The 20269-nt window shown below is 70.9% G+C and carries 20 protein-coding genes and 2 pseudogenes; 14 read left to right on the top strand and 8 right to left on the bottom strand.

The features are described 5' to 3' along the window. Positions 1-130 precede the first annotated feature (130 nt). Complete coding sequence (locus ACWDR4_RS10925; protein WP_450406700.1) at positions 131-2248, bottom strand: prolyl oligopeptidase family serine peptidase; 2118 nt, start codon at positions 2246-2248, stop codon at positions 131-133. Between the two features lie 176 nt (positions 2249-2424). Here ACWDR4_RS10925 and ACWDR4_RS10920 point away from each other — a divergent pair, with 176 nt between their 5' ends. Next, the gene (locus ACWDR4_RS10920; RefSeq protein WP_006375723.1) at positions 2425-2619 is read left to right on the top strand and encodes a hypothetical protein; all 195 of its coding nucleotides are present in this window, start codon (positions 2425-2427) and stop codon (positions 2617-2619) included. Between the two features lie 57 nt (positions 2620-2676). Here ACWDR4_RS10920 and ACWDR4_RS10915 read toward each other — a convergent pair whose 3' ends face one another. The 3 genes and pseudogenes from ACWDR4_RS10915 to ACWDR4_RS10905 all read right to left on the bottom strand — a co-directional run. After that, on the bottom strand, positions 2677-3315 hold the full coding sequence (locus ACWDR4_RS10915) for a hypothetical protein (protein ID WP_450406696.1): 639 nt from the start codon (positions 3313-3315) through the stop codon (positions 2677-2679). A gap of 30 nt (positions 3316-3345) precedes the next feature. Beyond that, entirely contained in the window at positions 3346-3558 is a 213-nt protein-coding gene (locus ACWDR4_RS10910) for a DUF397 domain-containing protein (RefSeq protein WP_450406695.1), read from the bottom strand. After that, a pseudogene (locus ACWDR4_RS10905) lies at positions 3555-3860 on the bottom strand (Scr1 family TA system antitoxin-like transcriptional regulator); the annotation flags it as partial. The pseudogene ACWDR4_RS10905 and the gene ACWDR4_RS10910, both read right to left, overlap by 4 nt. On the opposite strand from ACWDR4_RS10905, the pseudogene ACWDR4_RS10900 reads away from it, so the two are divergent. The 9 genes and pseudogenes from ACWDR4_RS10900 to ACWDR4_RS10860 all read left to right on the top strand — a co-directional run. Continuing rightward, positions 3850-4293: pseudogene (locus tag ACWDR4_RS10900) on the top strand (helix-turn-helix domain-containing protein); the annotation flags it as partial. The pseudogenes ACWDR4_RS10905 and ACWDR4_RS10900 sit on opposite strands and share 11 nt — an antisense overlap. Before the next feature lie 19 nt (positions 4294-4312). Next, complete coding sequence (locus ACWDR4_RS10895; protein ID WP_450406693.1) at positions 4313-4915, top strand: Uma2 family endonuclease; 603 nt, start codon at positions 4313-4315, stop codon at positions 4913-4915. Positions 4916-4959: 44 nt separating this feature from the next. Further along, a complete protein-coding gene (gene mshB / locus ACWDR4_RS10890) occupies positions 4960-5850 on the top strand; it encodes an N-acetyl-1-D-myo-inositol-2-amino-2-deoxy-alpha-D-glucopyranoside deacetylase (protein ID WP_450406691.1) in 891 nt (296 codons plus the stop codon). Continuing rightward, the gene (locus tag ACWDR4_RS10885) at positions 5847-6329 is read left to right on the top strand and encodes a DUF6113 family protein (protein WP_450406689.1); all 483 of its coding nucleotides are present in this window, start codon (positions 5847-5849) and stop codon (positions 6327-6329) included. The genes mshB and ACWDR4_RS10885 overlap by 4 nt, the downstream gene beginning before the upstream one ends. A gap of 156 nt (positions 6330-6485) precedes the next feature. Continuing rightward, complete coding sequence (locus ACWDR4_RS10880) at positions 6486-8933, top strand: hypothetical protein (RefSeq protein WP_450406686.1); 2448 nt, start codon at positions 6486-6488, stop codon at positions 8931-8933. Between the two features lie 216 nt (positions 8934-9149). After that, entirely contained in the window at positions 9150-10070 is a 921-nt protein-coding gene (locus ACWDR4_RS10875) for an ABC transporter ATP-binding protein (RefSeq protein ID WP_450406684.1), read from the top strand. Continuing rightward, positions 10067-10807 (top strand): ABC transporter permease, encoded by a 741-nt coding sequence (locus ACWDR4_RS10870; RefSeq protein WP_450406681.1) that lies wholly within the window; start codon positions 10067-10069, stop codon positions 10805-10807. The genes ACWDR4_RS10875 and ACWDR4_RS10870 overlap by 4 nt, the downstream gene beginning before the upstream one ends. Then, positions 10804-11976 carry a sensor histidine kinase gene (locus tag ACWDR4_RS10865; protein WP_450406679.1) on the top strand — a complete coding sequence of 391 codons (1173 nt, stop codon included), beginning with the start codon at positions 10804-10806 and terminating at the stop codon, positions 11974-11976. Before ACWDR4_RS10870 ends, ACWDR4_RS10865 begins: the two co-directional genes overlap by 4 nt. Beyond that, positions 11973-12590 carry a response regulator transcription factor gene (locus tag ACWDR4_RS10860; RefSeq protein ID WP_450406678.1) on the top strand — a complete coding sequence of 206 codons (618 nt, stop codon included), beginning with the start codon at positions 11973-11975 and terminating at the stop codon, positions 12588-12590. Before ACWDR4_RS10865 ends, ACWDR4_RS10860 begins: the two co-directional genes overlap by 4 nt. A 174-nt stretch (positions 12591-12764) precedes the next feature. On the opposite strand, the gene ACWDR4_RS10855 is transcribed toward ACWDR4_RS10860, so the two are convergent. Together ACWDR4_RS10855 and ACWDR4_RS10850 are read right to left on the bottom strand one after the other, a co-directional pair. Continuing rightward, a complete protein-coding gene (locus ACWDR4_RS10855) occupies positions 12765-13628 on the bottom strand; it encodes a transglutaminase-like domain-containing protein (RefSeq protein ID WP_450406675.1) in 864 nt (287 codons plus the stop codon). Between the two features lie 17 nt (positions 13629-13645). After that, positions 13646-14644, bottom strand: coding sequence for a GNAT family N-acetyltransferase (locus tag ACWDR4_RS10850; RefSeq protein WP_450406672.1), 999 nt, complete (start codon positions 14642-14644; stop codon positions 13646-13648). A gap of 141 nt (positions 14645-14785) precedes the next feature. Here ACWDR4_RS10850 and fdxA point away from each other — a divergent pair, with 141 nt between their 5' ends. Next, a complete protein-coding gene (gene fdxA, locus ACWDR4_RS10845; protein ID WP_369034909.1) occupies positions 14786-15106 on the top strand; it encodes a ferredoxin in 321 nt (106 codons plus the stop codon). 113 nt (positions 15107-15219) lie between these two features. Further along, positions 15220-16314, top strand: a complete 1095-nt coding sequence (locus ACWDR4_RS10840) for a bifunctional succinyldiaminopimelate transaminase/glutamate-prephenate aminotransferase (RefSeq protein ID WP_450406669.1) — start codon at positions 15220-15222, stop codon at positions 16312-16314. An 81-nt stretch (positions 16315-16395) separates the two neighbouring features. On the opposite strand, the gene ACWDR4_RS10835 is transcribed toward ACWDR4_RS10840, so the two are convergent. Together ACWDR4_RS10835 and ACWDR4_RS10830 are read right to left on the bottom strand one after the other, a co-directional pair. Next, positions 16396-16716 (bottom strand): ATP-binding protein, encoded by a 321-nt coding sequence (locus ACWDR4_RS10835; protein ID WP_450406666.1) that lies wholly within the window; start codon positions 16714-16716, stop codon positions 16396-16398. A gap of 319 nt (positions 16717-17035) precedes the next feature. After that, a complete protein-coding gene (locus ACWDR4_RS10830; protein ID WP_450406664.1) occupies positions 17036-17986 on the bottom strand; it encodes a heavy metal transporter in 951 nt (316 codons plus the stop codon). Positions 17987-18148: 162 nt separating this feature from the next. On the opposite strand from ACWDR4_RS10830, the gene dapE reads away from it, so the two are divergent. Both dapE and ACWDR4_RS10820 read left to right on the top strand, forming a co-directional pair. Beyond that, positions 18149-19228 (top strand): succinyl-diaminopimelate desuccinylase, encoded by a 1080-nt coding sequence (gene dapE, locus ACWDR4_RS10825; RefSeq protein ID WP_450406661.1) that lies wholly within the window; start codon positions 18149-18151, stop codon positions 19226-19228. 137 nt (positions 19229-19365) lie between these two features. Beyond that, positions 19366-20124 (top strand): LOG family protein, encoded by a 759-nt coding sequence (locus tag ACWDR4_RS10820; RefSeq protein ID WP_450406659.1) that lies wholly within the window; start codon positions 19366-19368, stop codon positions 20122-20124. The last annotated feature ends 145 nt before the right edge of the window (positions 20125-20269 follow it).

Genomic DNA, 20269 nt, shown 5'->3' with positions numbered 1-20269 from the left:
CGCGTTAACACGCAGGCAACTCAGTCGACCCGATCTCGATATATGGACAAGCCACTCTGAGGAACGTACGGCCGTGCGGGTGCCGTAAACGGGCCGGGGCTCGCCATGTAGCCCCGGCCCGTTGCCGTGCCTACGCGATCCTCAAGGCCCGCTTCAGGAAGTCCACTTGAAGCAGCAACAGGTTCTCCGCGACCTGTTCCTGCGGGGTCATGTGCGTGACGCCCGACAGCGGGAGCACCTCGTGCGGGCGGCCGGCGGCGAGCAGAGCCGAGGACAGTCGCAGGGCGTGGGCGAATACGACGTTGTCGTCGGCGGTGCCGTGCACGACCATCAGCGGCCGGTGCGGCTCGGCAGGAGACGACAGCCCCTCGTCGGTGATGAGTGAGCTGTTCGCGTACGTCTCCGGGGTCGCGCCCGGGTCGCCGAGATACCGCTCCGTGTAGTGCGTGTCGTACAGCCGCCAGTCCGTCACCGGGGCGCCCGCGATACCCGCGTGGAAGACGTCGGGCCGCCGCAGCACGGCCAGCCCCGCGAGCCAGCCGCCGTACGACCAACCCCGGATGGCCACCCGGGAGAGATCGAGCGGGTGGCGCTCGGCGAGGTCGTGCAGGGCGTCGACCTGATCGTCCAGCGAGACCGTGAAGTCCCCGTGGATGGCCTTCTCCCAGGCCGGAGACCGTCCGGGAGTCCCTCGCCCGTCGGCCACGACCACCGCGAACCCCTGGTCGGCGAACCACTGCGAGGTGAGGTGCGCGTTGTGTGCGGCGACCACCCGGGGGCCGTGCGGACCGCCGTAGGGGTCCATGAGGACGGGGAGGGGAGTGACCCCGTCGTAGTCGTTCGGCATAAGCAGGGCGCATGGAATTCGTCGTGCGCCCCCCTGGGTCAGAGTCATGCGCGGGGACAAACCGGGATCTTCCGCGTACGAGGTGACAGTCGCGGCATGCTTCCCGTCGCGCAGCACCTGCACCTGGGCCCCCGGCCGGTCCGGCACCGCCGACACGAGTACGGTCACGCCCCCGGCGCGAACCGCCGAGTGCACGCCGGGCTCTTGCGAGACGCGCTCCAGCCCGAGTTCGTTCACCCGATAGACGTGCACTTCGCCGATCTCGGTACCGGCGGCCCCCTCCCCCGCGGAGGCCGACACGAGCACGTCATCGGCGGAGACGTCCAGCACGGCCCGTACGTGCAACTGCGCCCCGGTGAGCGGCCGTTCCCCGACAGCGAGCACTCGCGCGCCACCCTCGTCGGCGATGCGCACAAGCTGCCCGGAGGGGCTCCAGCACGGCACCCCAGGGAAAAGATCAAGCCAATGTGGATCTTCCTCCGCGTGCACCATCCGGGTCACCCCGGTGTCCGGGTCCACGGCCAGAAAAACCTGCCCGCGCTGGTCCCGAGACTGCACCAGAATCAGCGGCGCACCCGCCCCTGACCAGTGCACACGCGCCAGATACGGGTACTTCTTCCGATCCCAGACGACTTCGGTGCGCGCCCCTTCGAGGGTGAGTACGAAGAGCCGCACCTCCGCGTTCAGGGTGCCCGCCGCCGGATAGGCGACCCGCTGCGGCTCACGTTCCGGATGCGCCGGATCGGAGATCCACCAGCGGTCCACGGGCGCGTCGTCGGCCCGCGCGACCAGCAGCCGGTCGGACTCCGGGGACCACCAGAAGCCGCGCGAGCGGGCCATTTCCTCGGCCGCGATGAACTCGGCCAGCCCGTACGTCACCGTCTCCGACTCGGGCTCCGCGAGCGCGAGGGACCGCTCGCCGGCCAGGTCGGCGAGGCGCAGGGCGCCGTCCACGACGTACGCGACGAGCCGCCCGTCGGGGGAGGGACGCGGGTCGATGACGGACCCCGTCACGCCGATCTCACGCACCGTCCCGGCCCGCAGCTCGGCCACGAAAAGCCGCCCGGACAAGGCGAAGGCGGCCAGTTCGACGGCCGCGTCGGTGGCGTAGCCGACGATCCCGGCGCCGCCCTCACGGCTGCGCTCCCGACGCGCCCGCTCCTCCGCGGACAGCTCCTCGTCGGCCCCGCTGAGGAGCACGAAGGGATCGGCGACGACGCGCTCCCCGCCGCCCGCCAGATCGAGCACCCACAACTTGTTGGCCCGGTCCGTACCGGAGGAGGACCGCAGGTAGGCGACCCGTGAACCGTCGGGCGCCACGGTGAACGCGCGGGGTGCGCCAAGCGTGAATCGCTGGGTGCGGGCGTGCCGGCGGGGGAAGGAGACAGGCTCGGTCGTCATGCCCCGACCATATTGGCCATGCGCCCCCTTGTGCGGCCGTGCGCCGACCGATGCGCGCGGGCGAATAGTTATGATCACTGGCGGCAAGTGGGTATGAACCTGCTGGCCACTGTATGGATTTACTGCCCCCATAGTCCGACCCCCCGCGTCCCTGGGCCCCTTGGAGGTGAGCCGCCGTGGCACTCTCGATTTCGGCGGTCGTGCTGCTGGCGATCATCGTCTTCTTGCTGATCAAGAAGTCAGGACTCAAGGGAGGTCATGCGGTGGTGTGCATGCTCCTCGGGTTCTACATGGCCTCGTCGACCTTCGCCCCGACGATCAGCGACCTGACGACGAGCATCGCGGGCATGATCGGCGACCTCAAGTTCTGATGTCCCGGAGGGCTCCGGAAGGTGTGTGACCGGAGCCCTGCTACCGGCGGAGCGTCTTCACTCGGTCTCGCCTGAGACGAGCGGGGTGATCCGCAGAGTCCGGACCGCCTCGTCGACCAGCTCCGTGATCTCCTCCGTGCGGGCGACCGTCTCCCACGTCGCCGTCACGACGATGAGACTCTCCATTCCCGGCGGGAAGACGCCAAACTTGATGAATTCGGCCGATTTCCGTCTGAAGCCGAACATGCGCTTCGCCTCAAGCATCGACTGCACACGAACGGCCGGCCCGGCAGGCAGCTCCAGATATGTCACCTGCGGCTCACCCTTGGGCTTGGCGTTCGCCCACTCCAGGAGCAGTGGCTGAACCTCTTCCCGGGTGGGACGGGCGACACCCTCGTCGCCGTAGGAGTCGACCATGAGATTGACGAGGGCCTCGCCGTTCTCGGCGTAGTACGCCGCCGCAAGGACCGGGATGTCGTCGTTCAGGTCCACAGCCCGCTCGACCAGGTCGTCGTGGACTGCGCTCTTCTCGATCTCCAGAGCCAGTGGAGAGAGCGTGTCGACAACTTCCCTGGCCAGCACCTCGGCTTCGGCCTTTGTGCCCTCTTTGAGCGTCAGGTCGATCCATCCGGGCTGAAAGTCGAATCGGCACACGAAGTCCTCGACCAGGGGAGCGCCACCGTCCGGTGTGGTCATGCCGTCCTTCCAGCCCACCTCGCGAATCGGTCAGCGTCCGGTCGAGTACGGCACGAAGGCTGCCCAGGTGGTGGGGGTGAAGGCCAGGCGGGGGCCAGCTTCTGTGTTCTTGGAGTCCCGGACGTGGATGGTGCCGGGGGCGGTGGCGATCTCGACGCAGGAGTCGCCCTCGCTGCTACTGCTGTGGCTGCTCTTGAACCACGTCAGGCCGGAGGCGCCCTCGACCGAGGTGTTGTGGTTCATGTATCCCCCAGCAGTTGTTCGATGAAGGCCGCTGATTCACGCGGGGTGAGGGCCTGGCCTCGGATGATGCCATACCGCAGTTCAAGGATACGGAGGTGCTTCGCATCGGAGACCGGTCGGCCGTTGGCCACTACTGGCGATCGCCCCACAGCCGAGCCGTCCGCGAACTTCAACACCTCGATGCTGCCGTCCACACCGGCGTGCTCCTCGCGATCCATCGGCATCACCTGAAGCTCGACGCCGCGCAACTCTCCGGTCTCCAGGAGGTGTTCGAGCTGGCAGCGCAGCATCCCACGCAAGCCCCTCCCCGCCGTACCGCAGCCCTCGTACCAGGGGCCGGGTCTCCTCCAGGCCGCCACCGATCTCCTCGCCGACCTCCGGCACCATCCCGGTCTGCTCCTGTCGGCCTGCGACACGGCCCACCTGGCCCCCGGCGTCGCCGCCTGGCTGGAGCGCGACGTCAACCCCACCGCCGTACGGCACGCACTGACCAGTGACCTCCCGCCCGAGGGAATGCGCCGCCCGGCCGCCCTCCTGGCCCACCGCCTCACCGCCCAGCTACCGCCCGTGCCGCCGTTCCGCGCGCCTGCCTCGCCCACAGCCGTCCGGCACCCGCTTCAGAACTGCGGCGGCTGTGAGCGTGCTTTCCGTGCGCCCGAGCCCGGTCGCTGTCGTGACTGCCGATCCGATCTCCTGGAGGCTGCCCGCCATGAACCGGAGGCCGCCCCAGCATGAAGAGGACAAGGAGTCCGCGATGACCACAGCCCCGGACGGCTCACAGCGAAGCGTTTTCCACCGGTACCGGGCCATGCGGGACTTCGTTCAGGTGATGGACGACACCCTCCCGGGCAAGTTCGAGATCACCAAGGAAAGGATCGTCCACGACCTGCCGCGGCCCAACGGTCTCCACGAACTGACTGCGGCGCGTCTCCGGAGACGCCTTGAGCAGGTCATGCCGGAAGCGCTCGTGGCCCACACCGGGACCCCGGACGTGGAGGACGAATCCGAGAGCGTCATGCGCCACCCCGACGTGATGCTGATCGCCGAGACGGACATGGAGGGAGAGGGGTCCTTCGACCCCCGTACCCTCATCGCCGCGATCGAGGTCGTATCCAGCTCGAACCCGGCCAACGACTGGGTCACCAAGATGCGCGACTACCCCCTGACCGGCATCCCGGTCTACGCGATCTTCGACCCCCGCACCGGCACCGGCGCCGTCCTCACCGACATCCACCCCACCCCCGGCGGCCCCCGCTACGCCACCCGCAAGGACTTCGTCTACGGCGAGGACGTCACCATCGCCGACTGGACGATCCCGACGACCGGCCTGCCGCGCTACCGGGACGAGGACTCCTAGGAGGGCGCCGCAGGTCGATCCCCCGAGCCTCGTAGGGTGGGCCCATGACGGAACCACCCGCCCGGCGTCTGCTTCTGGTGCACGCGCACCCGGACGACGAGTCGATCAATAACGGCGCGACCATGGCCAGGTACGCGGCCGAGGGCGCCCTGGTGACGCTGGTCACCTGCACCCTCGGCGAGCGTGGCGAGGTCATTCCGCCCGAGCTGGCCCATCTCGGCGGTGCCGCCCTCGGTGCGCACCGGCTGGGGGAGCTGGACGCGGCGATGCGCGCCCTCGGCGTCTCCGACCACCGGCTGCTCGGCGGGCCCGGCCGCTTCGGTGACTCCGGGATGATGGGGCTCGCCGACAACGACGACCCCGGCTGCTTCTGGCAGGCGGACGTCGACGAGGCCGCCGGGTACCTCGTCGAGGTGATCCTCGAAGTCCGGCCCCAGGTCGTGGTGACGTACGACCCGGACGGTGGCTACGGGCACCCTGATCACATCCAGGCCCACCGGGTCGCCACGCGTGCCGTCGAGCTGGCCGCCGAGGCCGGCTGGAGTGTCCCCAAGGTCTACTGGAACCGCGTGCCCCGGCCGGTCGCCGAGGAGGGCTTCGCGCGTCTTCGGGAGGCGCTGCCCGGGTTGTCGTTCTCCAAGGCCGGTGACGTCGACGACGTACCGGGGGTCGTGGACGAGGAACGCATCACAACGGTCGTCGACGGCACCGCGTACGCCGCCGCCAAGGCTGCCGCCATGCGTGCCCATGCCACCCAGATCGAGGTGGCCGAGCCCTGGTTCGTCCTCTCCAACCAGCAGGCACAGCCGCTCTTCACCGATGAGTACTACGAGTTGGTGCGCGGTGAGCGCGGTGGGGGTGGTGAGCGTACTTCTGTACGTGAGACCGATCTGTTCGACGGGATCGCAGTGGCTGCGGAGGGTGGTGCGCGATGAGTGCGAATGGGAAGGCGCCCGCGGGCGGAGCCCGTGGGAAGGCGGCGACCGGGGCGGGGGCGGGTGCTGCGGGAGGCGGTGGCAGTCTGCTGGCGCAGCCGCTCGTCGGGCCCTCTCTCGGGCGTTCGGCGGCCTTTCTGGGGCTCTTCGTTCTCGGGGCCGTGGTAGGGGTCGCGGGCGGGCTCGTGCAGGCCGCCTGGTTCCCGGGCGGGCTGCTGCTCGCGCTGGGCGGAGCGGCCGGACTGTTCCTCGGTGGGGCGCGTGCCGTCGGGAGTCGCGCCGGGGCGGTCGCACCGGCGGCCGGGTGGATGGTCTCCGTCATCCTGCTCACCGCCAGCCGTCCGGAGGGGGACTTCCTGTTCGCCGCGGGAGTCGGCTCGTACCTCTTCCTCCTCGGCGGGATGGCTGTCGCTGTGATGTGCGCCACCCTCGCCCAGACGCGGCAATCGGACGGTTCCGCCGTCCGACTTGGCAAGTGACGTACTACTTCGCCGCCGCAATCGCGTGGGGGTCCCGTGATGGTTTCCTCGGCGGTCGTGGGATACGCGTCAGAAGTGGCCAGTATGGTGGTGCGCGCCGCCGAGCTGCCCGCGTGAGGTCGCGTCGGGCGGCGGAGCCAACCGGGAGAACCTGCCTTGAGTCGTGAAACTGACAGTCCGTCCTCCGGGCCCAACGGGCGCGGGGGTGCCGCCTACCCCTCGGGGACACCGCCGTACGGAACGCCCATGGCGTCCGACGGCGGTCCGGACGCGGGCCGTTCGGCCGCAGAGCCCGACGGGCCCAAGACCGAGACCACGCTGACGACCCGGATCCGGATCAACATCCCCGGATCCCGGCCGATTCCGCCGGTCGTCGTCCGGACGCCCGTCGCGGACACTGAGTCCCCGTCGTCTCCGTCGTACTCGCCCTCCGAGGAGACCGGGTCCCATGCGCTGCCCAGGACGGGCGGCGCGGGCGACGGCAGAACGCCGGGCGCTGCCGCGCCGTCCGCCGACGCCCCGGCCCAGCCCGGGGAGAAGACCAGCGACTGGTTCGCGCCGCGCAAGTCCGGTGCGCCCAAGGGCGGTCCGGGCGGCGGCGCGAGCAACGGCGCCGGTCTGCCCGGCGGTTCGGCTCCCGCGCCCGGTGGTGTCCGTCCCGGTGGTCCCAACGGCACAGGCCCGGCGGGCGCTTCCCGCCCCGGCGGCCCCAACGGCGGCGGTTCCACGGGGTCTTCGCGCCCCGGTCTGGGTGTCATGGGCGCCGCGGGCAACGCGGGCGGTCCACGCGCCGCCGGTGGCGGTACGAAGGGTGCCGGGCTCCCCGGTGCGACCGGCGCCGGTCCCGTGGCGCCGGGGCACGGTGGCGGCACCGGTTCCTTCGACGTGTCCGCGCTGGCGGCCGGGGCGGGCCCACTGAGCACGTCCCCCTACCCGTCGGCCGGCGGCCCTGGGACCGGTCCGCGGGCTGCCGACGGCCGTGGCGAGCCGCGCCGTGACGATCTGCCGTACTTCGCGGAGAACGGGCAGGGCGGGCAAGGCGGTCAGAACGGGCAGGGCGGCGGCAACGGGCGTGGCCCTCAGGGCGGTCCCGGACCCAACGGCCAGGCCGGCGGCTTCGGCCCGCAGCACGACTTCGCCGCCCAGAACGACTTCACGGCGCCCAACGACTTCGGCGACTTCGGTGCCGCCCAGGCCGACTTCGGCGGTCCCAACGGTCCGAACGGGCAGAACGGCTTCGGTCCCGGTGGTCCCGGCGGCCCGGGCGGACGAGGCCCCGCGGGCCCGACCGGCGGTCCCGTCACCGGAGACGGCCCGGTCGTCCCGCCCGTCGCCGACGCCATGTCCGGCGCCCCCGGTGTCTCCGGCACAGGCCGCCCCGGCGGCGGGCTCAGCGACGACACCGCGATCCTCACCCCGCAGAAGCAGGCCCCCGAACCGGGCGCCGACGGCTACGGCGGCTACGGCGGCTCCGTGGACAACGTCTCCAGCTCCACCCTCACCAGCGGCATGCCCGTCGTCCCGGCCGACCGGAACTCCCCGTTCGGGCCGGGCACGCACACCGACGGACCGCTGCCGCACACCCCGCCGAAGCTGCCTGAGCCGGTGTCGCCGAGCACGCCCGCCGCTGCCGCGCCCAAGGGCAAGAAGGCGAAGAAGAAGGGCCGCAGCAAGCTGACGCTGCTGTTCGTCGCCGTCTTCCTCGTCGCCGGTGGCGCATACGGCGCCGGGCTGCTGATGAACCACTCCGACGTGCCCAAGGGCACCACCGTGTTCGGCGTCGACATCGGCGGCGGCACCCGCGACGACGCCGTCAAGAAGCTCGACGACGCCTTCGACGACCGGATGACCCAGGCGCTGAAGCTGTCCGTCGACGGCGGGACGGTCGAGCTGAAGCCCGACCAGGCGGGCCTCCAGTTCGACACCCAGGCCACGGTCCGGGCGGCGGCCGTCAGCGACTACAACCCGGTGTCGGTGATCGGCTCGCTCTTCGGCCAGCAGCGGGTCGTCGAACCCGTCATGCCGGTCGACGAGGAGAAACTGACCGCCGCGCTCCAGCGGGTGGCCGGCGGTGCCGCCTCGGCGAGCGACGGCACGATCAAGTTCGAGTCCGGCAAGGCCGTCGCCGTCTACGGCAAGGCCGGCAAGGGCATCGACGCCGCCGCGGCGGCCGAGTCCGTCGAGGACGCCTACCGCAGCCAGGTGGGGAGCGGTACGAGCACGCCGGTCCAGGTCCCCACCAAGGCACAGCAGCCGACGATCTCGAACGCCGAGGTCGACCGGATGATGAAGGCGTTCGCCGAGCCGGCGATGTCGGGCATCGTCAGGGTCGAGGCGGGCGGGGTGGAGGTCAAGTTCAGCCCCCAGAACTCCCTGTGGAAGGTCCTCTCCGTCAAGCCGGTCGGCGGCAAGCTGGTCGAGTACTACGACAGGGCCGTGCTGAAGGAGCTGTACGGCGGCGCCTGGGACGGCGTGCTGATCACCCGGGGCAACGGCAACAAGACCGCCGTGACACCCGAGGACGTCGTCGGCGCCATGCGCAAGGCCCTGCTCGGCAAGACGGAGGCGGACCGCGTCGGCGTGATCGAGACCAACCCGAGCTGAGCGCTCCGCGGGTTGGGCGGTTCTTCGGCCGCGGCTTGGTGGGGGCTGGTCGCGCAGTTCCTCGCGCCCCTAAAAGGGCGCGTACGGCAAGGGGGGCACCCGGACACCGGGTGCCCCCCTTGCCGTACACCCAGGACCATCCATGACATCTGTCATCCGGGAGTCAGGATCGTCGGCACTGCCGGGCGGACCGGCCCCGCGGCCACGATGGATGCCATGGACCCCATGGAAACCACCCCGGTGGTCGCGTTCGACCAGGTCACCAAGAGCTACGGCGAGGTACGGGCCGTCGACGGGCTCGCGCTCACCCTCCGGCCCGGCGAGACCGTGGCCCTGCTGGGCCCCAACGGCGCCGGCAAGTCCACCACCCTCGATCTGCTCCTCGGCCTCAAGCAGCCCGACAGCGGCACGGTCCGCGTCCTCGGCCACAGCCCCCGGGACGCCATCGTCGGCGGACACGTCGGTGCCATGCTCCAGAGCGGCGGCCTGATGGACGAGGTCACCGTCCGTGAACTGGTGACCCTCGCCTGCGCCCTGCACCCCCGCCCCTTCCCGGTCGGCGAGGTCCTCTCCCGGGCCGGGATCACCCAGTTCGCCGACCGCAAGGTCAACAAGCTCTCCGGCGGCCAGGAACAGCGCGTCCGGTTCGCGCTCGCCACGGCCGGGGACAGCGCCCTGATCGTCCTGGACGAGCCCACGACCGGCATGGACGTCACCGCCCGCCAGTCCTTCTGGGCGACCATGCGCGAGCAGGCGGACCAGGGCCGTACGGTCCTGTTCGCCACCCATTACCTGGAGGAGGCGGACGCGATAGCCGACCGCGTCCTCGTCCTGCACCGGGGCCGCCTCCTGGCCGACGGCACGGCCGCCGAGATCAAGGCGAAGGCAGGAGCGCGCCGGATCTCCTTCGACCTGGAGGCCGTGGCGGAAGAGGCGGTACTGCGAACCCTGCCCTTCCTGACATCGATCGACATCTCCGGCCAGACAGTCCGCATCCAGTCCGCCGACGCCGACGCGACCGTCCACGCCCTGTACGGCCTCGGTCTCTACCCCCGCAACCTCGAAGTGGCCGGCCTGGGCCTTGAGCAGGCGTTCGTCACCCTCACCGCCGCAGCCGAGGAGGCACACACCTCATGAACGACCTGATCCGCCTCGAAATCACCCGGGCCCTGCGCAACCGCAAGTTCCTCTTCTTCTCGGTGATCTACCCGTCGGCGCTGTTCCTCCTGATCGCGGGCAGCGCGGACAGCACCACAAAAGTGACCGGCACGGAACTGACCCTCCCGACCTTCTACATGGTCGCCATGGCCTCCTTCGGCGCCCTGACGGCCGTCCTGATGGGCAACAGCGAGCGCATCGCCAAGGAACGGGAGAGCGGCTGGGTGAGGCAGCTGCGCCTGACCACCCTCCCCGGCCGCGGCTATGTCCTCGCCAAGACGGCGAGCGCGGCCGTGATCAGCCTCCCGTCGATCGTGATCGTCTTCGTCGTCGCGGCGGCGGTGAAGGACGTCCACCTGGACGCCTGGCAGTGGCTGGCGCTCACCGGGACGATCTGGGCGGGCAGCCTGGTCTTCGCGGCCCTGGGAGTCGCCCTCGGCTATCTGGCGAGCGGGGACGCGGTCCGTCCGATCACGATGATCGTCTACTTCGGCCTGTCCATGCTCGGCGGCCTCTGGATGCCGACGACGAGCTTCCCCGACTGGCTGCAGGACATCGCGAAGTGGCTGCCCACGCACGCGTACGCTGCGCTCGGACAGTCCATAGAGCTGGGCAACGCCCCGCAGGCGAAGGACGTGGCGATCCTGGCCGTCTCGTTCGTCCTCTTCGCGGGCGGCGCGGCCTGGCTGTACCGGAAGGACACGCTGAAGGCGTGAGCAGCGTCGGCATCGGGCAGCGCCCGACCACCCGCAGACAGCGGGCGGTGAAGTCCCTGTGGATCGGCATCTGGCTCGTCTACCTGAGCGCACCGGTCAGCGACCTCCTGCACGGCGGCCACAGCACGGGCGTACGGTTCCTCGGCTGGCTGGGCCTGGTGGCTTTCGTCGCCTGGTACTGGGCCCTGGTCTTCCGCACGGGCCGCGGTGAGACGACCCGCCTGGTGGCGGGCTCCCTGGCGGTCCTCGCGGCCCAGTCGACCGTCCTGGCGCTCACCCTGGGCCGCGAGTGGCTCGTCCTGTTCGTGTACGTGTCCACCGCGTCCGGCGCCGCCCTGCCGACGCGCATGGCCCGCTGGGCGATCGTGGCCACGTCGGCCCTGATGACGACGGTCGCGCTGGCGGTGCCCGGCGGCCACTCCTATCTGGCCGGACTCCTCGTCCCGGCCCTGCTCGGCGGCGCCGCCATGGCAGGCGTACGACAACTCGTGCGTACGACGATCGAGTTGCGTGAGGCCCGGGCCACGGTTGCCCAGCTGGCGGCGAACGAGGAACGGCTGCGCCTGGCGAGGGATCTGCATGATCTGCTCGGGCATTCGTTGTCGTTGATCACTCTCAAGAGCGAGCTGGCGGGCCGGATGCTCCCCGCCCACCCCGAGAAGGCGGCCCTCCAGGTGGCCGACATCGAGCAGGTGAGCCGCCAGGCCCTGGTGGACGTACGCGAGGCGGTGAGCGGCTACCGGCGTCCCCGGCTTGCCGGTGAACTGGCGGGCGCGAAGGTCGCGTTGACGGCGGCGGGCATCACGGCGGACCTGCCGACGACCGCCACGCCGACCGACATCGCCGAGGAGGCGGAGTCCGCCCTCGCCTGGGCGCTGCGCGAGGCGGTGACGAACGTCGTACGGCACAGCGGGGCCCGGCGCTGCACGGTGGAGGTGCTGAGCAGGCAGACCCTGGAGGGCCCGGTCCTCGAACTGTCGGTCGAGGACGACGGCACGGGCGAGGGCTCGGGGGGAACTCCCGGCAACGGCCTCACCGGCTTGACGGAGCGCCTGGAGAAGACGGGCGGCTCCCTGGAGGCGGGCCGTACGAGACAGGGCTTCCGCCTGGTCGCAAGGGTGCCGGCGAACCCGTCGCCCCCTTCCTCGGACGTAGGATCCGGTCCATGAGCCGCATGATCAAGGTCCTGTTGGCGGAGGACCAGTCGATGGTCCGTGAGGCGCTGGCCGCGCTGCTCGGCCTGGAGCCCGACATCGAGGTCGTCGCCCAAGTGGCACGCGGCGACGAGGTGTTGGAGGCCGCCCGCACCCACGCCGACCTGGACGTGGCCCTCCTGGACATCGAGATGCCGGGCGCCACGGGCATCGAGGCGGCGGCCCTGCTCCACAGGGAGTTCCCGGCCCTGAAGCTGGTCATCCTCACGACCTTCGGCCGCCCCGGTTACCTCCGCGCCGCCATGGAATCCGGCGCCGACGCCTTCCTGGTCAAGGACGCCCCGGCCGCCCAACTCGCGGAAGCGGTACGCAAGGTGCTGGTGGGGGAGCGCGTCATCGACCCCACCTTGGCGGCAGCGGCCCTGGCGGACGGCGCCAATCCGCTGACGGACCGCGAACGCGAGGTGCTGCGCGCGGCAGCGAACGGCGCGACGAACGCCGAGCTGGCGGCGACTCTGCATCTGTCCCAGGGGACGGTCCGCAACTACCTCTCCACGGCCATCCAGAAACTGACGGCCCGGAATCGGGCGGAGGCGGTACGGATCGCGAGGGAGAAGGGCTGGCTGTAGGGGGTGGCTGAGCTTCGAGGACCGCTGCGGGCCCGGTGGGGGCTTGTCGCGCAGTTCCCCGCGCCCCTAGGTGGGTTGCCCGCGGCCTGCGTTGGAAGCTGAGGCGACCCGATAGGGGCGCGGGGAACTGCGCGACCAGCCACAACGCACCCGCGGCCGAACGACAACCCAACCTCAGTTCAACCGGGCCCGGGCAGCCCGAGCCTGCCCCCGCATCCGCTCAGCCGCCGGCAGGTCAACCGCCGCAACAACCTCCGCGTACCCCTCCAACTCAGCAGCCCCCACCAGGAACTCCCCCCGCCCCACCAACAACTGAGCCCGCTCGTACCGCAACCGAGCCGGATGAGAAGGCAACAGCAGCGCCAACTCCACCGCCCACAAAGACACTTCCGACCGCTCCGGCCGCGCCGCCCCCCACGCCCGCACATTGTTCAGCACCCGCAACACCACATCCAACGGATCCGCCGGCACCAGCATCGAAGGATCCAACGCCTCCCCGGTCGCCCCGGCCACCAGCAACTCCGCGTCACCCCCGCTCAACACCCGCCCCCCGTCGAAGGGATCGGCCAGCACCTGCTGGTCGACGGGCCCGAACCCCACGACGAAGTGCCCGGGCAGAGCCACCCCGTACACCGGCGCCCCCGCCCGCCGCGCGACCTCCATCCACAGCACGGACAGCAGAATCGGCAACCCCCGCCGCCGTACCAGCACTTCGTGCAGCAGCGAGGACTCCAGCCGCTGATAGTCGGCCGGGCTGCCCCGGAAGCCGAGACGCTCGCCCAACAGCTCGTGCAGCGCCGTCGCCCAGGAGCGCGGCCCGCCCGGCCGGAACGGCAACTGCCCGGCCAGCCGGTCGAGTTCCATCTGGACGGCGTCGACGCCGGCCTCGTCCAGCGCCCGGTCCGCGACCGCGCCCATCAGCAGGCACAGCGTCGTCAGATCGGGCCGCTCGGACCGGGCCTCGTCGGCGAAGAGCCTGCGCAGCTCGGTGGACCGTTCGGGTCCCGGAGGATACGGCGGAGGATGAGGGAAACGCATACCAGGCCCGTGCCCTCTCACACCGATCGATAGTGATGGTAGGAGTGATGCGCTCCGAATCCCATCCTCGCGTACAGCGCCCGCGCCCCCGAGTTGTCCGCCTCCACCTGGAGCCAGGCGGCCGACGCCCCCTCCTCCAGCGCCCGCCCGGCCAACGCGGCCATGACAGCCGTGGCCAGCCCCTGCCGCCGCCGGCCGGGGTCCACCTCGACAGCCCCGAACCCGGCCCACCGCCCGTCCACGACACACCGCCCGATGGCGGCGGGAGGCTCGCCCTCACCCCCGGGCACGGTCGCGAACCACACCGACGGCCCGCTCCCGAGCACCGCAAGCGCCACCTCGCTCACCCCCTTGCGCTGATACCGCGAGAGCCACGCCTCATCGGCCTCCCGGGACAGCACCACCCGGGCCGGATCCCCCTGATCGGCGACCGGCGCCAGCCCTCCGACCCACAGCTCGGCCGTCACCTCACGCGTCCACCCGCGCTCCTCCAGCTCCGCGCACAGCAGCTCCTGCGTACCCTCGGCGCCGGTCGCTGTCTGGACGTACGCGGGCAGGCCGCGCTCGGCGTACCAGCGGCGTACGACGGTCAGCGCCTCGTCGAGCGGCACGCCCGGGTCGCCGAGCGGCAGCACGGAATTCGCCCGCCGCGTGAACCCGGAAGCCGCCCGCAGCTCCCACTCACCCAGCCGCTCGCTCTCCACCGGCTGCCAGAACCGTGCGGAGACCCGCGCCAGCTCCTTGTACGAGGCGGCGGGACCGCGACGGCGGGCGGGGGCCGCCGGGACCACCTTGCCCGCGACCAGGGACGCTGCCGCGACCCGGACGCGCTCGCCGTCGCGCCGTGTGATCAGGAGCACACCGGCCTCTTCGTCCCATGATGTGAGAACACCCACCGTGTCGGTGAACTTCTCCCTTTCGGGGGCTTCTTCGTTCAGCCGTCGAACGGATACACGTTTGCCCACGTCAGCAGCGGTGATACGGACCTCGAGACGGCCAGCGGCAGAGATTTCCACAGGTCAGTTCACCCCTCCTGTATGGATCATGCCCGGGAACGGAGATACTAGATGCGGGCATCGACGACGCCGCGCTCCCGCGCGCCAGGTGGCGGAGCCTGAAGACGGCTCGCCAGCGCCCTATCGAGGAGGAACGACAGCGTGACCTACGTCATCGCGCAGCCTTGTGTCGACGTCAAGGACAAGGCGTGCATCGAGGAGTGCCCGGTCGACTGCATCTACGAGGGCTCCCGGTCCTTGTACATCCACCCGGACGAATGCGTCGACTGCGGAGCCTGTGAGCCGGTTTGCCCGGTCGAGGCGATCTTCTACGAGGACGACACTCCGGAGGAGTGGAAGGACTACTACAAGGCGAACGTCGAGTTCTTCGACGAACTCGGCTCGCCCGGCGGCGCCAGCAAACTGGGGCTGATCGAGCGCGATCACTCCTTCATCGCCGCGCTGCCGCCGCAGAACGGCTGACGGCGGCCCGCAGAGCCCGCGCCGCCTCGGTCCCGTACGCCCTGATCACCTTGACCGTGATCGCCGTACGGGACCGAGGCGTTTGCCGTACGTACGAAAGTGAGCCAGAAACCGTGTCCTCCGCAGTCTCCGACCGCCTCCCCACCTTCCCCTGGGACAAGCTGGAGCCGTACAAGACGACGGCTGCCGCGCACCCGGACGGCATCGTCGACCTGTCGGTCGGCACGCCGGTCGACCCGGTTCCCGAGCTGATCCAGAAAGCGCTGGTCGCGGCGGCCGACTCGCCGGGCTATCCGACCGTCTGGGGCACGCCCGAGCTGCGTGACGCGCTCACCGGCTGGGTCGAGCGGCGCCTCGGCGCCCGGGACATCACCCACCGCCACGTCCTGCCGATCGTCGGCTCCAAGGAACTGGTCGCCTGGCTCCCGACCCAGCTGGGCCTGGGCCCCGGCGACAAGGTCGCGTACCCGCGCCTCGCGTACCCGACGTACGAGGTGGGCGCCCGCCTGGCCCGAGCGGAGTATGTCGTCTACGACGACCCGACCGACCTGGACCCGACCGACCTCAAGCTCCTCTGGCTCAACTCGCCCTCCAACCCCACGGGCCGGGTGCTGAGCAAGGAGGAGCTGACCCGGACGGTCGCCTGGGCCCGCGAGCACGGCGTGCTGATCTTCTCCGACGAGTGCTACATCGAGCTGGGCTGGGAGGCCGACCCGGTCTCCGTACTGCACCCGGACGTGTGCGGCGGCTCGTACGAGGGGATCGTGTCCGTCCACTCCCTCTCCAAGCGCTCCAACCTCGCCGGATACCGGGCGGCGTTCCTCGCCGGTGACCCGGAGGTCCTGGGCCCGCTCCTCCAGATCCGCAAGCACGGCGGCATGATGACCTCGGCGCCCACCCAGGCGGCGGTCGTGGCCGCCCTCGGTGACGACACCCACGTGCGCGAGCAGCGTGAACGGTACGTGGCCCGGCGTACGGCCCTGCGCGAGGCCCTGGTCCGCCACGGCTTCCGCATCGAGCACAGCGAGGCCAGCCTCTACCTGTGGGCCACCCGCGAGGAGTCCTGCTGGGACACCGTCGCCCACCTCGCCGACCTGGGCATCCTGGTCGCGCCGGGCGACTTCTACGGCACGGCGGGCGAGACGTTCGTCCGTGTGGCCCTGACGGCGACGGACGAGCGGGTGGCGGCGGCGGTCGCCCGCCTGTAAGCCGTCCAGGACGTCGTACGACGGAGGGGCCCGGGGAAGATCCCCGGGCCCCTCCGCCATCACCTGGTCACCGCGTTCGGGTCAGCCCAGCGGCAGGCCCTGCAGGGGCAGCTGGCCGGCGCCCGGCAGACCCTTCGTCGGGAGCGCGTCCGTCGGCAGGCCGCCCTTCGTCGCGGTCTTCGCGGTGTCGCCGAGGACGTCACCGCCGGCCGTCGTCGGCACGGCCTTCGTGACCGCGTCGACGTTCGCCGTGTCCAGGGCGGTCAGACCGCCGAGGCTCGGGGTGGCCGGCAGCCCGGCGGGCGCCGCGCTGGCGGAACCGGCCGCACCGACCCCGGCTGCCGCTCCCGCTGCGACGAGCAGCGCTGCACGGGCGATCCGGCGGGTCAGGGGGAGGGACATGTTGCTCCTGAGTGTCGGTTGACTGTTGATCGTCCGGACTCGGACGCAGTGACTACCGCTCGAAGGCCCCTGAAGGTTGCGGCGCCCGAATGTAAAGAGTTGGCAATGCGTCGCATTATCGCCTGCGGATAAAAACGGGCAAAGGCCACCCGGTCCGAAAGTCGGGTGAATCCTTGCGGCGCGTTACAGCCCTTTGTTCGCAAGGGTTGTGACGGACAGCGGGCGGATGTGGGAGTGACTCGGCGAAAACCCGGGCGGACTCCCGCCGGGACCTGGCAGGAGTAACCCGTACGAGGGACTCGCCGTACTCCTGCCCGTACTACTGCGCGGTGACGATCCGGACCACGTCCGTGCTCGCCCGTGTGCCCGTCGGCCGCCACTCGCTGTCGGTGTTGCCGGCCGTCCAGCGGCGTCCCGCGTACGTGACGTTCTCGATGTGCAGCGCGGAGGCGTTGGCCACCGCCCAGTGCGCCAGCTGCCAGCCGCGCTGCAGGGCCGTCGTCCCGGCGGCGGTGTCGGTGTCCGAGGGCACCGGAAGCGTCACGGTGGCGTCGGGGGTGGGGGAGGGCGTGGGGGTGGCGGCGGCCTTGCGGCCCACCTCCGCGGCGGCCACGGTGAGCACATCGCGGCCGAAGTCCCGTACGAGCGCCGCCCGTACGGCGTCCGGGCCGCCGGTCGGGGTGGTGCCCGGGCGGCCCTCGCAGGTCAGGGTCGCCGCCGCATGCCCGGTCAGGGCCGCCGCCAGCAGCGTGGCGTCCGGCTCGTGCTTCGCGTACGCCTCCGGGTAGCCGCTGCGCTGCACGCGCTGTGCGGCCACGGTGAGGGGGAGGCGCTCATAGCCGGAGACCTTGAGGAGATGGTCGTAGAACTCACCCGCCGAGTAGGTCGGGTCCAGGATCTCCTTCTCGGTGCCCCAGCCCTGCGAGGGCCGTTGCTGGAACAGACCCAGTGAATCCCGGTCGCCATGGGTGATGTTGCGCAGCCCCGACTCCTGGAGGGCGGTCGCCAGCGCGATGGCGACGGCCCGTTCGGGCAGCCCGCGCGCGGTACCGACCGCGGTGATCGTCGCCGCGTTGACCGCCTGCTCGGGGGTGAACTCGTACGCGGTTCCGCCGCCGTCGGCCGAGACGACCTCGCAGGCCGGATCTCCGGTCCCGCCGGCGACGTACTGCACCGCGAGATAGCCCGCGACGGCGAGCAGGACCAGGAAGGACGCCCCGCGACGGAGGAGGCGGCCACGACGCTTGCGGTTGGGGGACTGCTCCGGCATCCGTCCAAGGTACTGGAGAGTAGGGTCCGTGGTTTCCGTGTTCGGTGAGGAGGGTGGTCGGAGAGAGGTAGGAGGGTGGTCGGAAGGGAGTAAAAGGGCGGCCCGGTGCATGTGTACGTCCTGTGCGGTGGCGTGGTCGGGCGGCGCGTTAGGGTCGTCGGCATGGCCGATACACCGCTTGACCTCACGTTGGACGCCGCTCGCCTGACCGCGTGGCTCGTCGACTTCCCCTCGGAGAGCGGCAGCGAGAAGCCCCTCGCGGACGCGATCGAGACCGCCCTGCGCGGCCTCCCGCACCTCACGGTCGAGCGGTACGGCAACAACGTCGTCGCGCGGACGAACCTGGGCCGCGCGGAACGCGTGATCCTGGCCGGCCACATCGACACGGTGCCGATCGCCGACAACGTCCCGTCGCGGCTGGACGAGGACGGGGTCCTGTGGGGCTGCGGGACCTGTGACATGAAGTCGGGGGTCGCGGTGCAGCTGCGGATCGCGGCCACGGTGCCGGCCCCGAACAGGGACCTGACATTTGTCTTCTACGACCAGGAAGAGGTCGCGGCCGAGCTGAACGGCCTCCGGCATGTCGCCGAGGCCCATCCGGAGTGGCTGGAGGGCGACTTCGCGGTGCTCCTTGAGCCGTCCGACGGCCAGGTGGAGGGCGGCTGCCAGGGCACGCTGAGGGTGCTGCTGAAGACGTCGGGTGAGCGCGCCCACTCCGCGCGCAGCTGGATGGGCTCCAACGCGATCCACGCGGCGGCCCCGATCCTGGCCAAGCTGGCCTCGTACCAGCCGCGTTACCCGGTGATCGACGGCCTGGAGTACCGGGAGGGGCTGAACGCGGTCCGGATCGGGGGCGGGGTGGCGGGCAACGTGATCCCCGACGAGTGCGTGGTGACGGTCAACTTCCGCTACGCGCCGGACCGTTCGGAGGAGGAGGCGCTGGCGCACGTACGGGAGGTCTTCGCGGACTGCGGAGTGACCGAGTTCGTGGTGGACGACCACAGCGGCGCGGCCCTGCCGGGTCTCTCGCACCCTGCGGCGGCGGCCTTCATCGAGGCGGTGGGCGGCACCCCGCAGCCCAAGTACGGCTGGACGGACGTGTCGCGCTTCAGCGCGCTCGGCATCCCGGCCGTCAACTACGGCCCCGGGAACCCGCACTTGGCGCACAAGCGGGATGAACGGGTGGAAACCGGAAAGATCCTGGCGGGCGAGGAACGGCTCAGGGCCTGGCTGACGTCCTGACCCGACAGGGGTACGGGCGGGGTACGGGGTGGGGGCCGGGGCGGCGCTTCATGGCGGACATGCTTACGTCCCCCGTCCGTAACCGGCGGAGATCTACGCTGAGGTGGAACGACAGCAAGCGGAGGAAGGGAGCGGCCATGGCTACCGGCAACCCCGAGGGCAGCAAGCAGCCACCGGAGGAGCAGCGGCTCGGACCGGTGCTGCGCAGGCGCGGGCAGGTCCAGGCGAGCACCACCGACCAGCGTCTCCTCGACGCGGGCGGTCCCTCCGACTGGGTCCACACGGACCCCTGGCGGGTGCTGCGCATCCAGTCGGAGTTCATCGAGGGCTTCGGCACGCTTGCCGAACTCCCGCCCGCGATCAGTGTGTTCGGCTCGGCGCGTACGAAGGCGGACTCACCGGAGTACGAGGCGGGCGTTCGCCTCGGCCGGGGTCTGGTGGAGGCCGGGTTCGCGGTGATCACGGGCGGTGGCCCGGGGGCGATGGAGGCGGCGAACAAGGGGGCGTGCGAGGCGAAGGGCGTCTCGGTGGGGCTGGGGATCGAGCTGCCCTTCGAGCAGGGGCTCAACCAGTACGTCGACATCGGCCTGAACTTCCGCTACTTCTTCGTCCGCAAGATGATGTTCGTGAAGTACGCACAGGGCTTCGTGGTCCTGCCCGGCGGCCTCGGCACGCTCGACGAACTCTTCGAGGCGCTGACCCTGGTCCAGACGCAGAAGGTGACGCGCTTCCCGATCGTTCTGTTCGGGAGCGAGTACTGGGGCGGGCTGATCGACTGGCTCACGAACACACTGATCGCCCAGGGCAAGGCATCGGAGAAGGACCTGATGCTGTTCCACATCACGGACGACGTGGACGAGGCGGTGGCGTTGGTGTCGAAGGAGGCGGGACGCTAGCGCTGGGCTTGAGCAGCGTATTCCGGGGGCTGCGCCTCCAGACCCCTTTTGTCCTCAAACGCCGGACGGGCTGACTAACTCAGCCCCGAGCGGGATGTCCACGTCGACGCCCTGGAGGTTGTGCTTCGTCGCGCCCCGGATCGGC

This window comes from Streptomyces sp. NPDC000878, from assembly GCF_053599695.1.
This window is presented reverse-complemented; position numbering and strand designations above follow the sequence as displayed.

Excerpts from the sequence above, each read along its gene's own strand:
- dapE (WP_450406661.1), top strand. The coding sequence starts at position 18,149 with ATGGCCGATACACCGCTTGACCTCACGTTGGACGCCGCTCGCCTGACC.
- ACWDR4_RS10895 (WP_450406693.1), top strand. The coding sequence starts at position 4,313 with ATGACCACAGCCCCGGACGGCTCACAGCGAAGCGTTTTCCACCGGTAC.
- ACWDR4_RS10835 (WP_450406666.1), bottom strand. The coding sequence starts at position 16,716 with ATGTCCCTCCCCCTGACCCGCCGGATCGCCCGTGCAGCGCTGCTCGTC.
- ACWDR4_RS10875 (WP_450406684.1), top strand. The coding sequence starts at position 9,150 with ATGGACCCCATGGAAACCACCCCGGTGGTCGCGTTCGACCAGGTCACC.
- ACWDR4_RS10915 (WP_450406696.1), bottom strand. The coding sequence starts at position 3,315 with ATGACCACACCGGACGGTGGCGCTCCCCTGGTCGAGGACTTCGTGTGC.
- ACWDR4_RS10910 (WP_450406695.1), bottom strand. The coding sequence starts at position 3,558 with ATGAACCACAACACCTCGGTCGAGGGCGCCTCCGGCCTGACGTGGTTC.
- ACWDR4_RS10885 (WP_450406689.1), top strand. The coding sequence starts at position 5,847 with ATGAGTGCGAATGGGAAGGCGCCCGCGGGCGGAGCCCGTGGGAAGGCG.
- ACWDR4_RS10820 (WP_450406659.1), top strand. The coding sequence starts at position 19,366 with ATGGCTACCGGCAACCCCGAGGGCAGCAAGCAGCCACCGGAGGAGCAG.
- ACWDR4_RS10870 (WP_450406681.1), top strand. The coding sequence starts at position 10,067 with ATGAACGACCTGATCCGCCTCGAAATCACCCGGGCCCTGCGCAACCGC.
- ACWDR4_RS10830 (WP_450406664.1), bottom strand. The coding sequence starts at position 17,986 with ATGCCGGAGCAGTCCCCCAACCGCAAGCGTCGTGGCCGCCTCCTCCGT.
- mshB (WP_450406691.1), top strand. The coding sequence starts at position 4,960 with ATGACGGAACCACCCGCCCGGCGTCTGCTTCTGGTGCACGCGCACCCG.
- ACWDR4_RS10860 (WP_450406678.1), top strand. The coding sequence starts at position 11,973 with ATGAGCCGCATGATCAAGGTCCTGTTGGCGGAGGACCAGTCGATGGTC.
- ACWDR4_RS10925 (WP_450406700.1), bottom strand. The coding sequence starts at position 2,248 with ATGACGACCGAGCCTGTCTCCTTCCCCCGCCGGCACGCCCGCACCCAG.
- ACWDR4_RS10855 (WP_450406675.1), bottom strand. The coding sequence starts at position 13,628 with ATGCGTTTCCCTCATCCTCCGCCGTATCCTCCGGGACCCGAACGGTCC.